This is a genomic window from Vibrio sp. 10N.286.45.E10 (genome assembly GCF_002874195.2).
Lineage (GTDB): Bacteria > Pseudomonadota > Gammaproteobacteria > Enterobacterales > Vibrionaceae > Vibrio > Vibrio crassostreae.
The window spans coordinates 155,077-169,946 of sequence record NZ_MCWD02000001.1; the positions used below are offsets into that span (position 1 = coordinate 155,077).

At 45.0% G+C, this 14,870-nt stretch carries 16 protein-coding genes and 1 other RNA gene; 11 read left to right on the forward strand and 6 right to left on the reverse strand.

What is annotated here, in order from left to right:
• Positions 1-137: 137 nt before the first annotated feature.
• Both BCU34_RS00625 and zapG read right to left on the reverse strand, forming a co-directional pair.
• The gene (locus BCU34_RS00625) at positions 138-1,493 is read right to left on the reverse strand and encodes a Do family serine endopeptidase (protein WP_102480616.1); all 1,356 of its coding nucleotides are present in this window, start codon (positions 1,491-1,493) and stop codon (positions 138-140) included.
• Between the two features lie 127 nt (positions 1,494-1,620).
• Positions 1,621-2,076 carry a Z-ring associated protein ZapG gene (zapG, locus tag BCU34_RS00630; RefSeq protein WP_102480617.1) on the reverse strand — a complete coding sequence of 152 codons (456 nt, stop codon included), beginning with the start codon at positions 2,074-2,076 and terminating at the stop codon, positions 1,621-1,623.
• A gap of 219 nt (positions 2,077-2,295) precedes the next feature.
• Between zapG and zapE the strand changes: the two genes are divergently transcribed.
• The 8 genes from zapE (at position 2,296) to sspB (ending at position 8,635) form a co-directional block, all read left to right on the forward strand.
• Complete coding sequence (zapE, locus tag BCU34_RS00635; RefSeq protein WP_048662655.1) at positions 2,296-3,399, forward strand: cell division protein ZapE; 1,104 nt, start codon at positions 2,296-2,298, stop codon at positions 3,397-3,399.
• A gap of 247 nt (positions 3,400-3,646) precedes the next feature.
• Positions 3,647-4,075 (forward strand): 50S ribosomal protein L13, encoded by a 429-nt coding sequence (gene rplM / locus BCU34_RS00640; RefSeq protein ID WP_010434689.1) that lies wholly within the window; start codon positions 3,647-3,649, stop codon positions 4,073-4,075.
• A gap of 13 nt (positions 4,076-4,088) precedes the next feature.
• A complete protein-coding gene (rpsI, locus tag BCU34_RS00645) occupies positions 4,089-4,481 on the forward strand; it encodes a 30S ribosomal protein S9 (protein WP_004740758.1) in 393 nt (130 codons plus the stop codon).
• A 330-nt stretch (positions 4,482-4,811) separates the two neighbouring features.
• Positions 4,812-5,402: a ubiquinol-cytochrome c reductase iron-sulfur subunit gene (petA, locus tag BCU34_RS00650; RefSeq protein WP_016797225.1), complete on the forward strand. Its 591-nt coding sequence runs from the start codon at positions 4,812-4,814 to the stop codon at positions 5,400-5,402.
• Entirely contained in the window at positions 5,402-6,667 is a 1,266-nt protein-coding gene (locus BCU34_RS00655; protein ID WP_009848941.1) for a cytochrome b, read from the forward strand. The genes petA and BCU34_RS00655 overlap by 1 nt, the downstream gene beginning before the upstream one ends.
• Positions 6,664-7,401: a cytochrome c1 gene (locus BCU34_RS00660; RefSeq protein WP_048658023.1), complete on the forward strand. Its 738-nt coding sequence runs from the start codon at positions 6,664-6,666 to the stop codon at positions 7,399-7,401. The genes BCU34_RS00655 and BCU34_RS00660 overlap by 4 nt, the downstream gene beginning before the upstream one ends.
• Positions 7,402-7,498: 97 nt before the next feature.
• Positions 7,499-8,134, forward strand: coding sequence for a stringent starvation protein SspA (sspA, locus tag BCU34_RS00665; RefSeq protein WP_009848943.1), 636 nt, complete (start codon positions 7,499-7,501; stop codon positions 8,132-8,134).
• Between the two features lie 6 nt (positions 8,135-8,140).
• Positions 8,141-8,635, forward strand: a complete 495-nt coding sequence (sspB, locus tag BCU34_RS00670; RefSeq protein ID WP_017072808.1) for a ClpXP protease specificity-enhancing factor — start codon at positions 8,141-8,143, stop codon at positions 8,633-8,635.
• Positions 8,636-8,726: 91 nt separating this feature from the next.
• On the opposite strand, the gene BCU34_RS00675 is transcribed toward sspB, so the two are convergent.
• Genes BCU34_RS00675 through BCU34_RS00690 form a run of 4 tightly spaced genes read right to left on the reverse strand, consistent with a single transcriptional unit; the run spans position 8,727 to position 12,144 of the window.
• Positions 8,727-9,332 (reverse strand): BON domain-containing protein, encoded by a 606-nt coding sequence (locus BCU34_RS00675; RefSeq protein WP_048658024.1) that lies wholly within the window; start codon positions 9,330-9,332, stop codon positions 8,727-8,729.
• Between the two features lie 16 nt (positions 9,333-9,348).
• Positions 9,349-9,939, reverse strand: a complete 591-nt coding sequence (locus BCU34_RS00680) for a phosphoheptose isomerase (protein ID WP_004729817.1) — start codon at positions 9,937-9,939, stop codon at positions 9,349-9,351.
• 2 nt (positions 9,940-9,941) lie between these two features.
• A complete protein-coding gene (locus tag BCU34_RS00685) occupies positions 9,942-10,340 on the reverse strand; it encodes a YraN family protein (RefSeq protein WP_048658025.1) in 399 nt (132 codons plus the stop codon).
• A complete protein-coding gene (locus tag BCU34_RS00690; protein WP_102480618.1) occupies positions 10,327-12,144 on the reverse strand; it encodes a penicillin-binding protein activator in 1,818 nt (605 codons plus the stop codon). Before BCU34_RS00690 ends, BCU34_RS00685 begins: the two co-directional genes overlap by 14 nt.
• Before the next feature lie 61 nt (positions 12,145-12,205).
• Here BCU34_RS00690 and rsmI point away from each other — a divergent pair, with 61 nt between their 5' ends.
• The 3 genes from rsmI (at position 12,206) to rsmH (ending at position 14,867) form a co-directional block, all read left to right on the forward strand.
• The gene (rsmI, locus tag BCU34_RS00695) at positions 12,206-13,072 is read left to right on the forward strand and encodes a 16S rRNA (cytidine(1402)-2'-O)-methyltransferase (RefSeq protein WP_048609684.1); all 867 of its coding nucleotides are present in this window, start codon (positions 12,206-12,208) and stop codon (positions 13,070-13,072) included.
• 176 nt (positions 13,073-13,248) lie between these two features.
• Positions 13,249-13,688, forward strand: an RNA gene (gene rnpB, locus BCU34_RS00700) — RNase P RNA component class A.
• A 228-nt stretch (positions 13,689-13,916) separates the two neighbouring features.
• Positions 13,917-14,867 carry a 16S rRNA (cytosine(1402)-N(4))-methyltransferase RsmH gene (gene rsmH, locus BCU34_RS00705; RefSeq protein WP_076651094.1) on the forward strand — a complete coding sequence of 317 codons (951 nt, stop codon included), beginning with the start codon at positions 13,917-13,919 and terminating at the stop codon, positions 14,865-14,867.
• Positions 14,868-14,870 lie beyond the last annotated feature (3 nt).

Consider the following 14,870-nt stretch of genomic DNA (forward strand, 5'->3'; position numbering starts at 1 on the left):
GGTGTGAAGCCTCCGTAGATGGATGACTGACTTGATTACTAGTGAAGCATAGCATTTTGATTCATCTAAAGAAAAGGGAGACTGAGTAAGTTTAAAGCAAACTTACCGAGCCTCCCTGTTATTACGTTGACGTATGACTATCTAATAACGAGGTAGATAGTTCTGTCGCCACGTTGGATATTTAGCGCTAGTACGCCCGGCTGTTTCTCAAGAATATCTCTAAATTCAGCAAGGTTCTTAACGGTTTGGCGATTGACGCCAATAATGATGTCGTCTTTGAGAAGTTGATAAGCTTCTGCTGGTGAGCCTTGAGCCACACTTGACACTTTCACGCCCGTTGCTGAGTCGCTGTCTGTTGTGTTGGTGAGCTCTGCACCAGCTAAGCCTTCATGCAGTTTTTCAGCTTGTGTCTTGCTGTTGGTTGATTCACCCAGAGTCACATCAAAGGTTTTGTTCTTGCCGTCGCGAACCACGCCCAGTTCGATTTCTTTACCTGCACCGAGTGTAGCGACTTTAGCTCTTAATTCACTGAAAGTATCAATACGTTTACCATTAATAGAGACAATAATGTCACCCGCTTTCAGGCCTGCATCATCGGCTGCACTGTCCGGCACGACTTGGCTAACGAAGGCGCCTTTACTTGATTCATAACCGAGTGCTTCTGCTAGTTCTGAGGTGATCTCTCCACCTTGAACGCCCAGCATGCCGCGTTTTACTTCACCGAAATCGAGAATTTGTTCTGTCAGGTTTTTCATCATATTGGATGGGATTGCAAAGCCGATACCGACATTACCTCCGTTAGGGCCAAGAATGGCAGTATTGATACCAATCAGTTCACCGTTGAGGTTAACTAGCGCACCACCAGAGTTACCGCTGTTGATTGCCGCATCGGTCTGAATGAAGTTCTCAAAGTTCTCTAGATTCAGGCCGCTACGACCAAGCGCAGAAACAATACCTGATGTCACGGTTTGACCAAGTCCAAATGGGTTACCAATTGCGACACTAAAATCACCAACTCTTAACTTGTCTGAGTCTGCCACTTTTATCTGAGTAAGGTTCTTGGCTTCTTCTAGTTTAAGCAGCGCGATATCCGACATCTGGTCGCCACCGATAAGTTCGGCATCGTATTCTCGACCATCATGAAGTTTTACTTTGATATCGTCAGCACCATTAATCACATGGTAGTTAGTCACGATATGGCCTTTCTTGGCATCAATGATCACACCAGAGCCTAATCCGCGGAATGGGCGCTCTCGTGTTTGTTCTGGACCAAAAAAGAATTGGAATTGTTCAGGGATTTGCTGGCGTTGTACCTGTTTGCCTTCTACGGCAATACTAACCACAGCGGGGGTCACTTGTTCAAGCATAGGCGCGAGGCTTGGTAATTGTTCATTACCCACACTTAATGGTAGTGCGGCCGTTGCTTGAATGGGGGTGATGATTGAACTTAAGCTTAAAGTCAGTACTGATAAAGCAAGCAAAGGTTTTTTCATCATAAACTCCTCTCTAGTTAAGGTCTTACCCCTCTCACTACGTGTAATAAGTATGAGAAGTTTCAAATGACCTGAGTGAAAGTTATGACTCAAAAACCTTTGTAAAGTTCACAGAAGTGTTAAATGTTTACGATGCTTTTGCTGTAACGACATCGGGAGCATCCATGATTTCTTTCTTCTGCTCGGTAAATAAACCCGTTGCGCCATTAGCGTAATCTTTCGGTTGTTCTTCAAGCGTCGACTCTTTAACTGAAGACTTATCTTGTGGCTTATCCGAATGAGCAGCGGCTGTTTTTACAAACGGGTTGTCTTGCTCTGGCAGGTTAGGAATCAGCTCTGAGCTTGTTTTTTCCATGTGTTGGTACAGTTTCGTGTAGTCCTTACCTAAGGTGTCCAACATTTCTGCTGATTTCGCAAAGTGGTCAGCCAGCTCTTGTCGCTGCTGTTCTAGGGCAAACTTTGCGCTATCTAATTCTTTCTGTACGTTCTTTTGTTTTTTGTATTCAGGTGTCATAAGACGAGAAATGGCGACCCCTAAAATAACTCCGACTAGTAAACCGGCAACGGCATACATCCAAGGCATAACAGCTCCTTATTATTGTTTTTTAACATGTTTGTTACTGCTTAGTTACACGTGATACGGCTCCATGGTACTATGAGAAAGCCGCAGTATAAAGAGAAATGCGTGTGCGCTAGTTAGCAGTTTGATGCTGCATTATTCACCACGTTACGTTATTTCTCGTACTGTTTGGGCTCATTTTTATTTGCTGTCTGATATCGCTTTCATTGTGGAAATGTCGTCATGAATCCCATTAAAAAATACGAACAAGATATAAAAGAACATGGATTTCAAAGAGATCCAGCACAAGAGCAAGCAGTTAAGTCTTTAGATGAACTCTTTCATCAATTCCAAGATTACATGAATACGCCTATTCCTCAACTAACTCGATTCCAGAAATTATTGGGCAAAAAACCAGAATTGCCACAGCCACCGAAAGGTCTCTATTTCTGGGGAGGCGTAGGGCGCGGTAAAACTTATCTAATGGATACGTTCTACGACGCCTTACCGACCACTAAAAAAATGCGGGTTCACTTTCATCGCTTTATGTATCGAGTTCATGATGAACTAAAGGCGCTAGGTAATGTTAGCGATCCATTGCCTTTAGTGGCAGACAAGTTGAAGGAAGAAGCGGACATTATCTGTTTCGACGAATTCTTTGTTTCAGACATCACTGATGCGATGATCCTAGGAACTTTGTTCCAAGAGTTGTTCGCTCGCAACGTTATCTTGGTCGCGACCTCTAATATTCCCCCTGCGGATCTATATCGTAACGGGTTACAGAGAGCGCGTTTCTTACCTGCCATTAAGCTTATTCAAGACAACTGCCACATTCTTAATGTTGATAGCGGTATTGATTATCGTCTGCGTACTTTAGAGCAAGCAGAGATTTACCATTACCCGCTAGATAGCCAAGCGAATATCAATCTCGAAAAGTATTACGCTCAGCTCGTAGGTGAAGATAAAGAGAAGCTTAAGCAGATTGAGGTTAATCACCGTCAATTAGAAGTAGTCGAAGCGAGTGATGGGGTGTTGCATGGTACTTTTGCTCAGCTTTGTCAGTCGGCTCGTAGCCAGAACGACTATATTGAGTTGTCTCGGGTTTATCACACGGTTCTATTGGCGGATGTATTGCAAATGGGGGCGACTTCAGATGATGCTGCAAGGCGCTTCATTGCATTAGTTGATGAGTTCTATGAGCGCAATGTGAAACTGATTATTTCAGCGCAAGTGGAGCTAGAAAAGCTATACACCCATGGTCAGCTAGAGTTTGAATTTAAACGTTGTCAATCGCGCTTAATTGAAATGCAGAGCCATGAATATTTGGCAAAAGAACACTTAAGTTAGCTTTGATTATCTCGAATAAGAAATAGAATTAAAAAAATCGTGATTTTGTTCAAAAAGAGGTGATTTTTTCTTCGCTCTTCTCTATAATCCTGCGACCTACCGTTACTGCGGGCCTCTAGCGATGAGTAAAATCACGTTATGCCAAGAGTTTTCCAACACTCGAAGGGGTGATGAATGGTAACTCTTAGACAGTGGGAATACGCGAGTATTCCTTAAGTGTAAATTTTTTAAATAGGTAATTATTAGCATGAAAACTTTCGTTGCTAAACCAGAAACTGTAAAACGCGACTGGTATGTTGTAGACGCTGAAGGCAAAACTCTTGGCCGTCTAGCAAGTGAAATCGCTTCTCGCCTACGCGGCAAGCACAAAGCAGAATACACTCCTCACGTAGACACTGGTGATTACATCATCGTTGTTAACGCTGAGAAAGTTGCTGTAACTGGTAACAAAGCTAAGGGTAAGGTTTACTACCGTCACTCTGAGTTCCCAGGTGGTCTTAAAACTATCACTTTTGAAAAGCTAATTGCTAAGAAACCAGAAATGGTTCTAGAACTAGCAGTTAAAGGTATGCTTCCACGTGGTCCTCTAGGCCGCGCGATGTACCGTAAGCTTAAAGTGTACGCTGGTACTGAGCACAACCATGTTGCTCAACAGCCACAAGTACTAGACATCTAAGGGGATTATGAAAATGGCAGAGAATCAATACTACGGCACTGGTCGTCGCAAAAGCTCAGCAGCTCGTGTTTTCATCAAACCAGGCTCTGGTGAGATCGTAATCAACAAGCGTAGCCTTGATGTTTACTTCGGTCGTCCAACTTCTCGTATGGTTGTTAAGCAACCTCTTGAGCTAGTTGAACTAACTGAGAAACTTGACCTTTACATCACTGTTTCTGGTGGTGGTATTTCTGGTCAAGCTGGCGCAATCCGCCACGGTATCACTCGCGCTCTTATGGAGTACGATGAAACTCTACGTCCTGCTCTACGTGCAGCTGGCTACGTTACTCGTGACGCTCGTTGCGTTGAACGTAAGAAAGTTGGTCTACGTAAAGCACGTCGTAAACCTCAATTCTCTAAGCGTTAATTTTTCTTTACGAAAAAGTACACGCTCCCAGTTTTACGACTGGAATTGTGGTTCAAAGCTCGGCTATATGCCGGGCTTTTTGTTTTTATATCCCCTCTAAACGCTTTCCCTCCCTCGTTTTATTTCTAAATTCTTATATTTTGAAAGCTTTTGTAACCCAATGTGCGCTTTGCCTCATGATTGTTACAAAAAGGTAGCTTTATCTTGTCAAAAAGTAGGGTTTTATTTATCATTTGCCGTCAATAAATAGAACTAAATACATATTTTGTTAGCCATGCTCTTTAATCGGAATTATTTCAATCCATAAGGAGCAAATGGGAGAATGTTTGGATGAGCAACGCGCCTTTAAATAACGGTCGCAGGCGTTTCTTAACCGCAACAACAGCCGTTGTTGGTGGTTTAGGAGCAGCTGCTGTAGCCGTGCCTTTTATTAAATCATGGAATCCGAGTGCCAAGGCGAAAGCTGCGGGCGCACCGGTGGAAGTGGAAGTCAGTAAGTTAGAACCGGGACAAATGGTTCGTGTCGAGTGGCAAGGTAAACCTGTATGGGTTGTACGCCGTGCTGAGTCGGTACTAGAGAACCTAAAAGCGATCGGTGGTCAACTTCGTGACCCTCAATCTGAAACTGAACAACAACCTGAATACGCGCAGAACGAGTTCCGTTCAATTAAGCCTGAATTCTTCGTTGCTGTTGGTTTCTGTACGCACTTAGGTTGTTCTCCAACTTACCTGCCGGATTCTTTTGCAGAGCAAGTTCAGGGTGTTAAGTCTGGTTTCTTCTGTCCTTGTCATGGTTCAAAGTTTGATATGGCAGGTCGAGTATTCCAAGGCGTACCAGCTCCATTGAATCTTGTTGTACCAAAGCATATGTATTTGAGTGACACTAAGATCATGATCGGTGTGGACGAGGGAGACGCGTAATGCAAGGATTGCTTGATTGGGTAGAGAAACGTCTACCCGCGATGAATGCTTATAAAAAGCATTTATCTGAATACCCAATGCCTAAGAACTTTAACTTTTGGTACCTTTTCGGTTCTTTAGCAATGTTGGTACTGGTTAACCAAATTCTTACGGGTATTTGGCTAACAATGAACTACGTACCGTCAGGTGAGGGTGCATTTGCTTCTGTTGAATACATCATGCGTGATGTGGAATACGGTTGGTTACTGCGTTACATGCACTCAACGGGTGCTTCGGCATTCTTCGTTGTTATCTACCTGCATATGTTCCGTGGCCTAATCTACGGTTCTTACCAAAAACCTCGTGAGCTACTTTGGATCTTCGGTATGTTGATCTTCTTAGTGCTTATGGCTGAGGCTTTCATGGGTTACCTACTACCATGGGGTCAAATGTCTTACTGGGGTGCTCAGGTAATCATTTCTTTGTTTGGTGCGATTCCTGTTATTGGTGATGACCTAACGCTTTGGATCCGTGGTGACTACATCATATCTGGTGCAACGCTGAACCGTTTCTTCGCACTGCACGTTATCGCTCTACCAATCGTACTTCTGCTACTTATCGTACTTCACGTACTAGCACTGCACGAAGTGGGTTCGAACAACCCAGATGGTATCGAGACTAAGCTTCCTAAAGGTACAATGGGCGACGATTACAAAACTCAGTTCCCATTCCATAAGGATTACACTAAGAAATACGACATCATCGACTCTATTCCTTTCCACCCATACGGGACGGTGAAAGACATGGTAGGTGTTGCTGGTTTCCTATTCTTGTTCTGTTACGTGCTGTTCTTTAACCCAGAAATGGGTGGATACTTCCTTGAGCCGCCTAACTTTGAAGCCGCGAATCCGCTGAAAACACCTGAGCATATTGCTCCAGTTTGGTACTTCACGCCGTTCTACGCTGTACTTCGTGCTGTTCCTGATAAGCTGCTAGGTGTAGTAGCAATGGGTGCATCTATTGTTGTGTTATTCCTATTGCCATGGTTCGACCGTTGTAAAGTGCGCTCTTACCGTTACCGTAGCAAACTGCATTTGATTAACATCATCCAATTCACAATAAGCTTTATTGCGCTTGGTGTACTTGGTGCGCTTCCAGCAACGCCAACATACACGCTACTGGCTCAAATCTTTAGCTTAGGTTATTTCATGTTCTTCGTTCTACTGTGGTTCTACAGTAAAAATGAAGCGACGAAACCATTACCAGAAAGGGTGACATTCAAATGAAAAAGTGGATTGTAATTTTATTTGCTATGTTGCCGTCATTGGCGATGGCAGCGGGTGCAAACGTACCATTAGACAAAGCGAACAATGACTTAACAGACAAAGCTTCATTGCAAAATGGCGCTAAGATGTTCATGAACTACTGTTTCGCTTGTCACTCAACGCAGTACCAGCGTTATGAACGTGTTGCGAATGATTTAGAGATCCCTGTTGATCTAATGAAGGAAAACCTGATTTTCGACCCAGAGGCGAAAATTGGTAGCTTGATGGTTAACGCTATGCCTTCTGAGCAAGCGGCAAGTTGGTTTGGTGCTCCGCCACCTGACCTAACTTTGGTTGCTCGTGTTCGTGGCGCAGATTGGCTGTACACTTACCTTCGTACATTCTATGAAGATCCGTCTCGTCCGTTTGGCGTGAACAACATTGTTTTCCCAAGTGTAGGTATGCCGCACGTTCTTGAAGAGCTACAAGGTATCCCAACACCAATCTACGATACGCATATGGTAGATGGCGAGGAAGTGACGGTTGTTGTTGGTACTGAAACTGACGGTTCTGGTGAACTAAGTGCTGGTGAATACGACGAAGCGGTTCGTGACCTTGTTAACTTTTTGGTTTACTCGGGCGACCCAGTTCAACTTGAGCGTCACGCTATGGGTTGGTGGGTAATGGCCTTCTTAGTAATATTCACTATCATCGTGATTTTGCTGAAGAAAGAGTATTGGCGTGATGTGCACTAATTGTGCTATAATACCGTGCTAATTCCCAAATTATGTTAATGTTCAATGGAGGCTTTAGGCCTCCATTGTTTTTATTTAAAGTGTACTGGAGGGCTCCATGGCTGTAGCTGCCAATAAACGTTCTGTAATGACTCTTTTCTCAAGTGCTTCTGATATGTATAGCCATCAGGTGCGCATCGTTCTTGCTGAAAAAGGCGTAAGTGTTGAAGTTGAGTTGGTTGATGAAAAAAATCTACCAGCAGAGCTTGTTGAACTGAACCCGTACAAATCAGTACCTACTCTTGTTGATCGTGAGCTTGCTCTATATGACTCAAAGATCATCATGGAATACCTAGATGAGCGTTTCCCTCATCCACCATTGATGCCTGTATACCCGGTTGCTCGTGGTAACAGTCGTCTAATGATGTACCGCATTGAGCGTAACTGGTATTCAGTTGCAGAGAAGATCGTTAAAGGCAATGCTGAAGAATCTGAAGCAGCTCGCGTTAAACTGCGCAACGACCTACTGACTCTTGCTCCTATCTTCGCTGAGTATGAATACTTCATGAGCGAAGAGTTTAGCCTAATTGATTGTTACCTAGCTCCGCTACTATGGCGTTTACCTGAGCTTGGTATCGAACTAATTGGTCCTGGTTCTAAAGAGCTTAAGATTTACATGAACCGCGTATTCGAACGTGATTCATTCCTAGCTTCTCTAACTGAAGCTGAGCGTGAGATGCGACTTGTTCGCTAAGCGTTTATGGATATTTCTAATATGACTCCACGCCGACCATATATGCTTCGTGCATTTTATGAATGGCTGGTTGATAACGAATTAACTCCACACCTTGTTGTTGAAGCAACATTGCCGGGTGTGCGAGTTCCAGAAGAGTTTGTTCAAGATGGTCAGATCATTCTGAACATCGCGCCTCGTGCGGTTGGACAACTTGAACTGGGTAACGAAGCTGTGACGTTTAGTGCTCGCTTTAGTGGTCGTCCACACTCTGTGATCGTTCCGCTTTACGCAGTACAAGCGATTTATGCTCGTGAAAATGGTGCTGGTACCATGTTTGAACCTGAAGAGGCTTACATGGAAGCGTTTGAAGAAGGGATTGAAGAAAGTCCTTTTGAAGAACCAGAAAAAGGCCCATCTTTGAGCGTAGCAACGGCAGACGTAGATGCTGAAGAGCCTGACTCAGATCCTGAGCCACCTCGTCCAGCGAAAGGTCGCCCAAGCCTTCGTGTTATCAAATAACGTTAGTTAAATAACGAATCAAATAAAAAAGCAGCGACTCGTCGCTGCTTTTTCTTTTCTGGTAAATAGCATTTAATTGACTGACTTAAGGCTAGTTAACAGCCGTCTCTTCTTCACCATATTCAAATGCTCGAATGACCTGCTTTACGCCAGAGATGTTACGCGCAACTTCTGTTGCGATATCAGCATGCTCTCGAGTGACCAGTCCAAGCAGGAATACTTCTGAGTCCTCAGTAATTACTTTTACTTTGATGCCGTTAAGCTCAGCATTAGCAAGCAGAGCTGACTTCACTTTAGTCGTAATCCAGCTGTCTTTGCTAATCGCGCTAACCGATAATGGCTCTTTCACTCGAATCTGGTTATGTATGCTTTCGACACCGGTTACTTCTTTGGCTTGGCTCTCAAAAGCACGACGTTCAGCGTCTGTTTTTGCTTGCCCCATTAACACCACAGAGCCGCGGTAAGAACTTGCAGTGACACGCACGCTACCACGGTAGGGTTGTTTATTAGTGATAGCTGCAACTTCAAACTCGATATTGTTGTCGTTCCAAATTTCTTTGGTGGTTCGCGTGTCAGTGACTAGATTTGCTGTGGTTGCCGCACCAGCAATGAAAATGCCAGCACAGCCAGACAGAGACAGTGTAAGTAGCGAAACACTAATCAGCTTAAACAGCCTCATAGAGGTTAATGATTTCATTGTGATGCTCCGTATATCACTCTTCGTGAGCAGGGAAGAGTACTTGATCGATTAGGTCACATAGGCAGTGTAGCGTCACCATATGTACTTCATGAATGCGCGCTGTACGGTGTGAAGGAATACGAATTTCTACATCGTGTTCACCAAGCAGACCTGCCATCTCGCCACCATCTTTACCGGTAAAGGCAATGATTGTCATGTCGCGCGTTACCGCCGCTTCCATTGCCTTGATGATATTCTTGCTGTTACCGCTAGTCGAGATAGCCAACAGAATATCGCCAGTTTGACCAAACGCACGCACCTGCTTAGAGAAGATCTCTTCATAGTGGTAGTCGTTAGCCACAGCTGTGAGCGTAGTGTTGTCTGCTGTGAGTGCCATCGCTGGAAGGCTAGGGCGCTCTGTTTCAAATCGGTTGAGTAGGCACGATACAAATTGCTGAGCATTCGACGCCGAACCACCATTACCACAACAAAGAATTTTGTTTCCGTTAAGCAAGGTCGCAACCATTGCTTGAGCGGCATGCGTGATTGCGTCAGGCAGAGCTTCTGCAGCCGCAATTTGGATTTGAATACTTTCTGTGAAACTTTCTTTAATGCTGTCTAGCATGTTTATCCTTGGGTAATCGCGTTTTGAATCCAGTTGATACTGTCATTCGGCCCTTCAATGGCAACAATATCAAACCTGAAATCTGTAGAGTGTACCGACAAGCCTTGCTGCATAAGCCAAACATTGGCTGTTTTTAGCAGTTTCTGTGACTTCTTGGCAGTCACCATTTCAGCGGCATGTCCGTAGCGGGTTTGCTTGCGGTATTTTACCTCAGCAAACACAACCGTATTGTTATGGCGCATTATAAGATCAATCTCGCCACATTTTGCTATGAAGTTTTCTTGAATTAACGATAAACCGTGGTTAATCAGATAAGATTTTGCCACGGTCTCGTATTTATCACCCACTTGTTTGTGGGTGATGGTTGGTTTGGATAGGAACTTTCGGCTAAAAAGCCCCATGCTCTGCCCAGCTGATTTCACGTTGAACCACACAGTTGTTATCGATGGTTAACACGCCGGTTTCACCTGGAATGCTGTAACCCTGTACGGCTTTCATCTGTGGCAGTGCATCCATTAGGTAGTATGCATCCATTCCCAGTGCTTGCAGACGCTTTTGGCCGTTTGAGTGTGCAGGCCATAGGTCGTTGAGCTCTTTATTAAGCTCGTTTTTATTCTCAACCAATAGTGGGATATCGCTGTAGAACACACCGGTTAGGTCTTCATACTGCTTATCACCGCTGTTGCTGCGTGAGTTTGAGAATAGAGCTGGTTGGCTTGCATCTGGGTTGATTGCAACTTCAATGAAGGGCTTGATGAGCGTTAGCTCTGAGTTCTTAGCCACAATGTAGACAGAATCGATATCACGACGGCTGCGTGGCTCAGTTTCAAGGTCTAGGTTAAGTAGTCCATCCATTTGAGCGATACGCTGTTGGCTCTCTTGCAAGCCGAATACCTGATTCACATTGCGTTGTAGTTGGCGTTTGTCAGAGAACAAGCTGATAGCAACATCGTTGCTGCTGTATTTTTTCCACTCTTCTTTAAACGCTTGCTCAACACGCTCACCTAAGCGTCCTCTTGGCGCAAGGATAAGCGGGTACTTGTAACCTTGAGTAAATAGGTGTTTCGCTGCCTGAGCGACTTCTTGCTCTGGCGATAGAGCGAGATAACAAATATTGGTATCAGGTTCTAGTTGCGTTGGAATGTTCAGAGCTAAAGCTGGAATCGAGTTCTCGTGGTTTTTCTGCGCTTGCTGAAGCTTAGTGATGTTGCTCTTAATCAGCGGGCCAACGATGAAATCAACGTTGTTCTCTTCCAGTGTCGCTTTAATCTCAGCCGCACTTTGCAGGTTGGTATCCATTACCGTCAGCGTTGCATCTTCTTCGCGCTCTTTGTCATTCATCATCGCAAAGATGAAACCGTCACGTACAAGTTGTGCTTGCTTGCCGTACTTGCCGGTTAGAGGTAGTAATAGTGCAGTGCTGGTTGGCTTGCTGATCTCTAGCGCTAAGATGTCCGTGATCGCCTGAGGTGTATATGTCGCTGCTGGGTGCTGAGGATTCTCAGCTAGCCAATCAGACAGGGTTTCCTGTAGGTTTGGAAGGTTCGAGTTCAGCGTCTTCATGTAAATCGCCAGCTGTAACCAACCTTCAAGAACGTCTTCCGTAGGCGACGTCTTAAGCTCTAGAATCTCATATTGAGAGTAGCTATTTAGGGTCTGCCAAATACGGTCAGCAGCTTGCTGTTGGAGCTCGTCGTCAGCGTCTAGATATTCTGAATAAAGAACTAACTCGCGGCTCGCCTCAAAATACTCGCTTTGCATTTCAGAAATGTTCGCGCGTAGCTCGTGATAATCTTTCCACTGCTCGTTCGGAAGTTTCCACCAAGGCTGGAAGTTCAGTTGGCTATAAGCTTGCTCCGGCTGCGAGTTGTTCACTAGCAGTTGAGCGCGCGCTAATTGCCATTCCGCTTGTTGCGTTTCGCTCAGCTCTTGTTTTGCTAAGCGTTTGATCAGCAGAGTTGCTTGATCGGTTTTTCCAGCTTGCACAGAAGCCTTAAGCGCCATGATTAACCAGTCGTTTTGTAGACTTCCTTTGCTACTATCCGCCTGCATCATGTAACTTTCAGTTGATTGCACTGGATCTAGTGTAATATCTACGCTCGTTGGTGTTTGAGGACCTGAAGAACAAGCCGCCAATGTAATTGCTAATGCAATTGGAGTTAGTAAGCGTGGTACACTGAGTCTCTTATGGTTCATCGTTGCCATGAGTTCTTTAAATTCCGTATAAATTTGTATCTATATTAATCGTTGAAGTGATGGTAAACAAATGACAGATAACAAAACCTTGCTCACAGAGAGCCCAACTCTCTACATTGTGCCAACCCCAATCGGAAATTTGGGAGATATCACTCAAAGAGCAATTGAAATTTTATCAAGTGTCGATGTTATTGCAGCCGAAGACACACGCCACACGGGTAAGCTGCTTGCTCACTTCAATATATCAACCAGAACGTTCGCTTTACATGATCATAATGAACAAACTAAAGCGCAAGTTCTAGTCGAAAGGTTATTAGAAGGTCAGTCTATCGCATTAGTCTCTGATGCGGGTACTCCTTTAATTAGTGACCCAGGTTACCATCTTGTCTCACAATGTCGTCAAGCGGGTGTGAGAGTTGTGCCACTTCCTGGTGCTTGTGCTGTTATTACTGCATTGAGTGCTTCAGGTTTACCGTCTGATCGTTTCAGCTTTGAAGGCTTCTTACCGCCGAAGAGCAAAGGCCGTAAAGACAAGTTCTTAGAGATCGCAAAGGCAGAACGCACCTGTATCTTCTACGAGTCACCGCACCGCATCTCAGATTCTCTACAAGATATGCTTGAGATCTTAGGCCCAGACCGCGAAGTTGTGTTGGCGCGTGAGTTGACTAAGACATTCGAAACTATTCAAGGATTGCCATTGGGTGAGCTGATTGATTGGATTGAAGAAGATTCGAACCGTAAGCGCGGTGAGATGGTGTTATTGATTCATGGTCACCGTGAAGAAGCGAGCACAGAACTGCCAGACGAAGCGACTCGCACGCTGGGTATCCTAACCAAAGAATTACCCCTTAAAAAAGCGGCTGCAATGACAGCAGAAATCTATAACTTGAAAAAGAACGCTTTATACAAATGGGGCCTAGAGCATCTAGACAACTAGATATCTATTTATAGAGTAGATGGCCTTTGTTGAAAAAGCTTGTGAGGAATGATGGTGTTGCCGTCATTCCTCTTTTTTGTCTGAATTGTGTAAAATTCCCGCAGTTGCTTAGAGGTTTGCACCATATTTGTGATCTCGCTAGACACTGCACCCTAATCTCTATACAATCCGCCCTCGGAGTTGAACGGGTAATCGCTGCTTTGCTGATGTCCTTCGGGAGACTGACGTTGAGGTCCTTCGGGAAACTGACGTTGAAGTCCTTCGGGAGACTGGCAGAGGGGAGGAACGTCCGGGCTCCATAGAGCAGGGTGCCAGATAACGTCTGGGGGGTGCGAGCCCACGACAAGTGCAGCAGAGAGAAGACCGCCGATGGCCTCATTTCTTCGGAAGGGGCACAGGTAAGGCTGAAAGGGTGCGGTAAGAGCGCACCGTGCGACTGGCAACAGTTCGTAGCAAGGTAAACTCCACCCGGAGCAAGATCAAATAGGCCCTCACATTGCGTTGCTCGCGTATGGGGGCGGGTAGATTGCTTGAGCCTGTGAGCGATTGCAGGCCTAGACGAATGGTTACCGCCGCGCAAGCGGAACAGAACCCGGCGTATGTGTCAACTCCACCTATATAAAGAACCCATCATTACTTAACGGTAGTGATGGGTTTTTTGCTTTATATTGACGTAAATTATTTAGATTTCCTTAGAATCCTTCACCCTGATATGAGCTTGGGTCAAAAATTCCCAAAGCCTATACACAATATGGTGGAGATACGGCGTGAAATCAGTACACTAAAACGTTAATAGAACAAATTATTGCCGCACTAATGGCTCAATCCACTCACTGAGAAGACTATGACAGAAGCATTCAAACATATTTCAGTATTGCTTAACGAATCTATTGACGGACTTGCGATCAAACCTGACGGTACCTACATCGATGGTACTTTTGGCCGTGGTGGTCACAGCCGTACAATCCTGTCTAAACTGGGCGAGAATGGACGACTCTTTAGTATCGACCGCGATCCACAAGCGATTGCAGAAGCGCAAAAGATCGATGACCCTCGCTTTACGATTATTCACGGCCCATTCTCAGGTATGGCTGAATATGCAGAGCGTTATGACTTAGTCGGTCAAGTGGATGGTGTTTTACTGGATTTAGGTGTTTCTTCACCACAGTTGGATGACGCTGAGCGTGGCTTTAGCTTCATGAAAGACGGCCCGCTTGATATGCGTATGGACCCAACAACTGGCATTCCTGTGTCTCAGTGGCTACTTGAAGCCGATCTTGATGACATCACATGGGTTATTCGTGAGTTCGGTGAAGACAAACACGCTCGTCGTATCGCGAAGGGCATTATTGCTTATCAAGAGAATGAAGAGAACGAACCACTAACGCGCACTGGTCAACTGGCTAAGCTTATCTCGGATGTGGCTCCAAAAAGCTTCAAAGAGAAAAAGCACCCAGCAACACGTGCTTTCCAAGCCTTCCGTATCTACATCAACAGCGAACTTGAAGAGATCGATACAGCCCTAAAAGGCGCAGCAAGCATTCTTGCTCCTGAAGGCCGTTTGTCGGTTATCAGCTTCCATTCACTTGAAGACCGTATGGTGAAGCGCTTTATCCGTAAAGAGAGCCAAGGCCCGCAAGTACCACATGGCCTGCCACTAACAGAAGAGCAGATCAAAGCGCTAGGCAGTGCTGATCTTAAACCTGTTGGTAAAGCGATCAAACCATCGAAAGGCGAAGTGGATGAGAATACTCGTTCGCGCAGTTCAGTACTACGAATCGCAGAAAAGCTATAGTCA

Bases quoted from the DNA above. Each gene is read 5' to 3' on its own strand.
- BCU34_RS00680 (WP_004729817.1), bottom strand. From the start codon at position 9,939: ATGCTAGACAGCATTAAAGAAAGTTTCACAGAAAGTATTCAAATCCAA.
- BCU34_RS00690 (WP_102480618.1), bottom strand. From the start codon at position 12,144: ATGGCAACGATGAACCATAAGAGACTCAGTGTACCACGCTTACTAACT.
- zapE (WP_048662655.1), top strand. From the start codon at position 2,296: ATGAATCCCATTAAAAAATACGAACAAGATATAAAAGAACATGGATTT.
- sspB (WP_017072808.1), top strand. From the start codon at position 8,141: ATGGATATTTCTAATATGACTCCACGCCGACCATATATGCTTCGTGCA.
- rsmH (WP_076651094.1), top strand. From the start codon at position 13,917: ATGACAGAAGCATTCAAACATATTTCAGTATTGCTTAACGAATCTATT.
- petA (WP_016797225.1), top strand. From the start codon at position 4,812: ATGAGCAACGCGCCTTTAAATAACGGTCGCAGGCGTTTCTTAACCGCA.
- BCU34_RS00660 (WP_048658023.1), top strand. From the start codon at position 6,664: ATGAAAAAGTGGATTGTAATTTTATTTGCTATGTTGCCGTCATTGGCG.
- BCU34_RS00655 (WP_009848941.1), top strand. From the start codon at position 5,402: ATGCAAGGATTGCTTGATTGGGTAGAGAAACGTCTACCCGCGATGAAT.
- BCU34_RS00685 (WP_048658025.1), bottom strand. From the start codon at position 10,340: ATGGGGCTTTTTAGCCGAAAGTTCCTATCCAAACCAACCATCACCCAC.
- rplM (WP_010434689.1), top strand. From the start codon at position 3,647: ATGAAAACTTTCGTTGCTAAACCAGAAACTGTAAAACGCGACTGGTAT.
- BCU34_RS00675 (WP_048658024.1), bottom strand. From the start codon at position 9,332: ATGAAATCATTAACCTCTATGAGGCTGTTTAAGCTGATTAGTGTTTCG.
- rsmI (WP_048609684.1), top strand. From the start codon at position 12,206: ATGACAGATAACAAAACCTTGCTCACAGAGAGCCCAACTCTCTACATT.
- rpsI (WP_004740758.1), top strand. From the start codon at position 4,089: ATGGCAGAGAATCAATACTACGGCACTGGTCGTCGCAAAAGCTCAGCA.
- sspA (WP_009848943.1), top strand. From the start codon at position 7,499: ATGGCTGTAGCTGCCAATAAACGTTCTGTAATGACTCTTTTCTCAAGT.
- BCU34_RS00625 (WP_102480616.1), bottom strand. From the start codon at position 1,493: ATGAAAAAACCTTTGCTTGCTTTATCAGTACTGACTTTAAGCTTAAGT.
- zapG (WP_102480617.1), bottom strand. From the start codon at position 2,076: ATGCCTTGGATGTATGCCGTTGCCGGTTTACTAGTCGGAGTTATTTTA.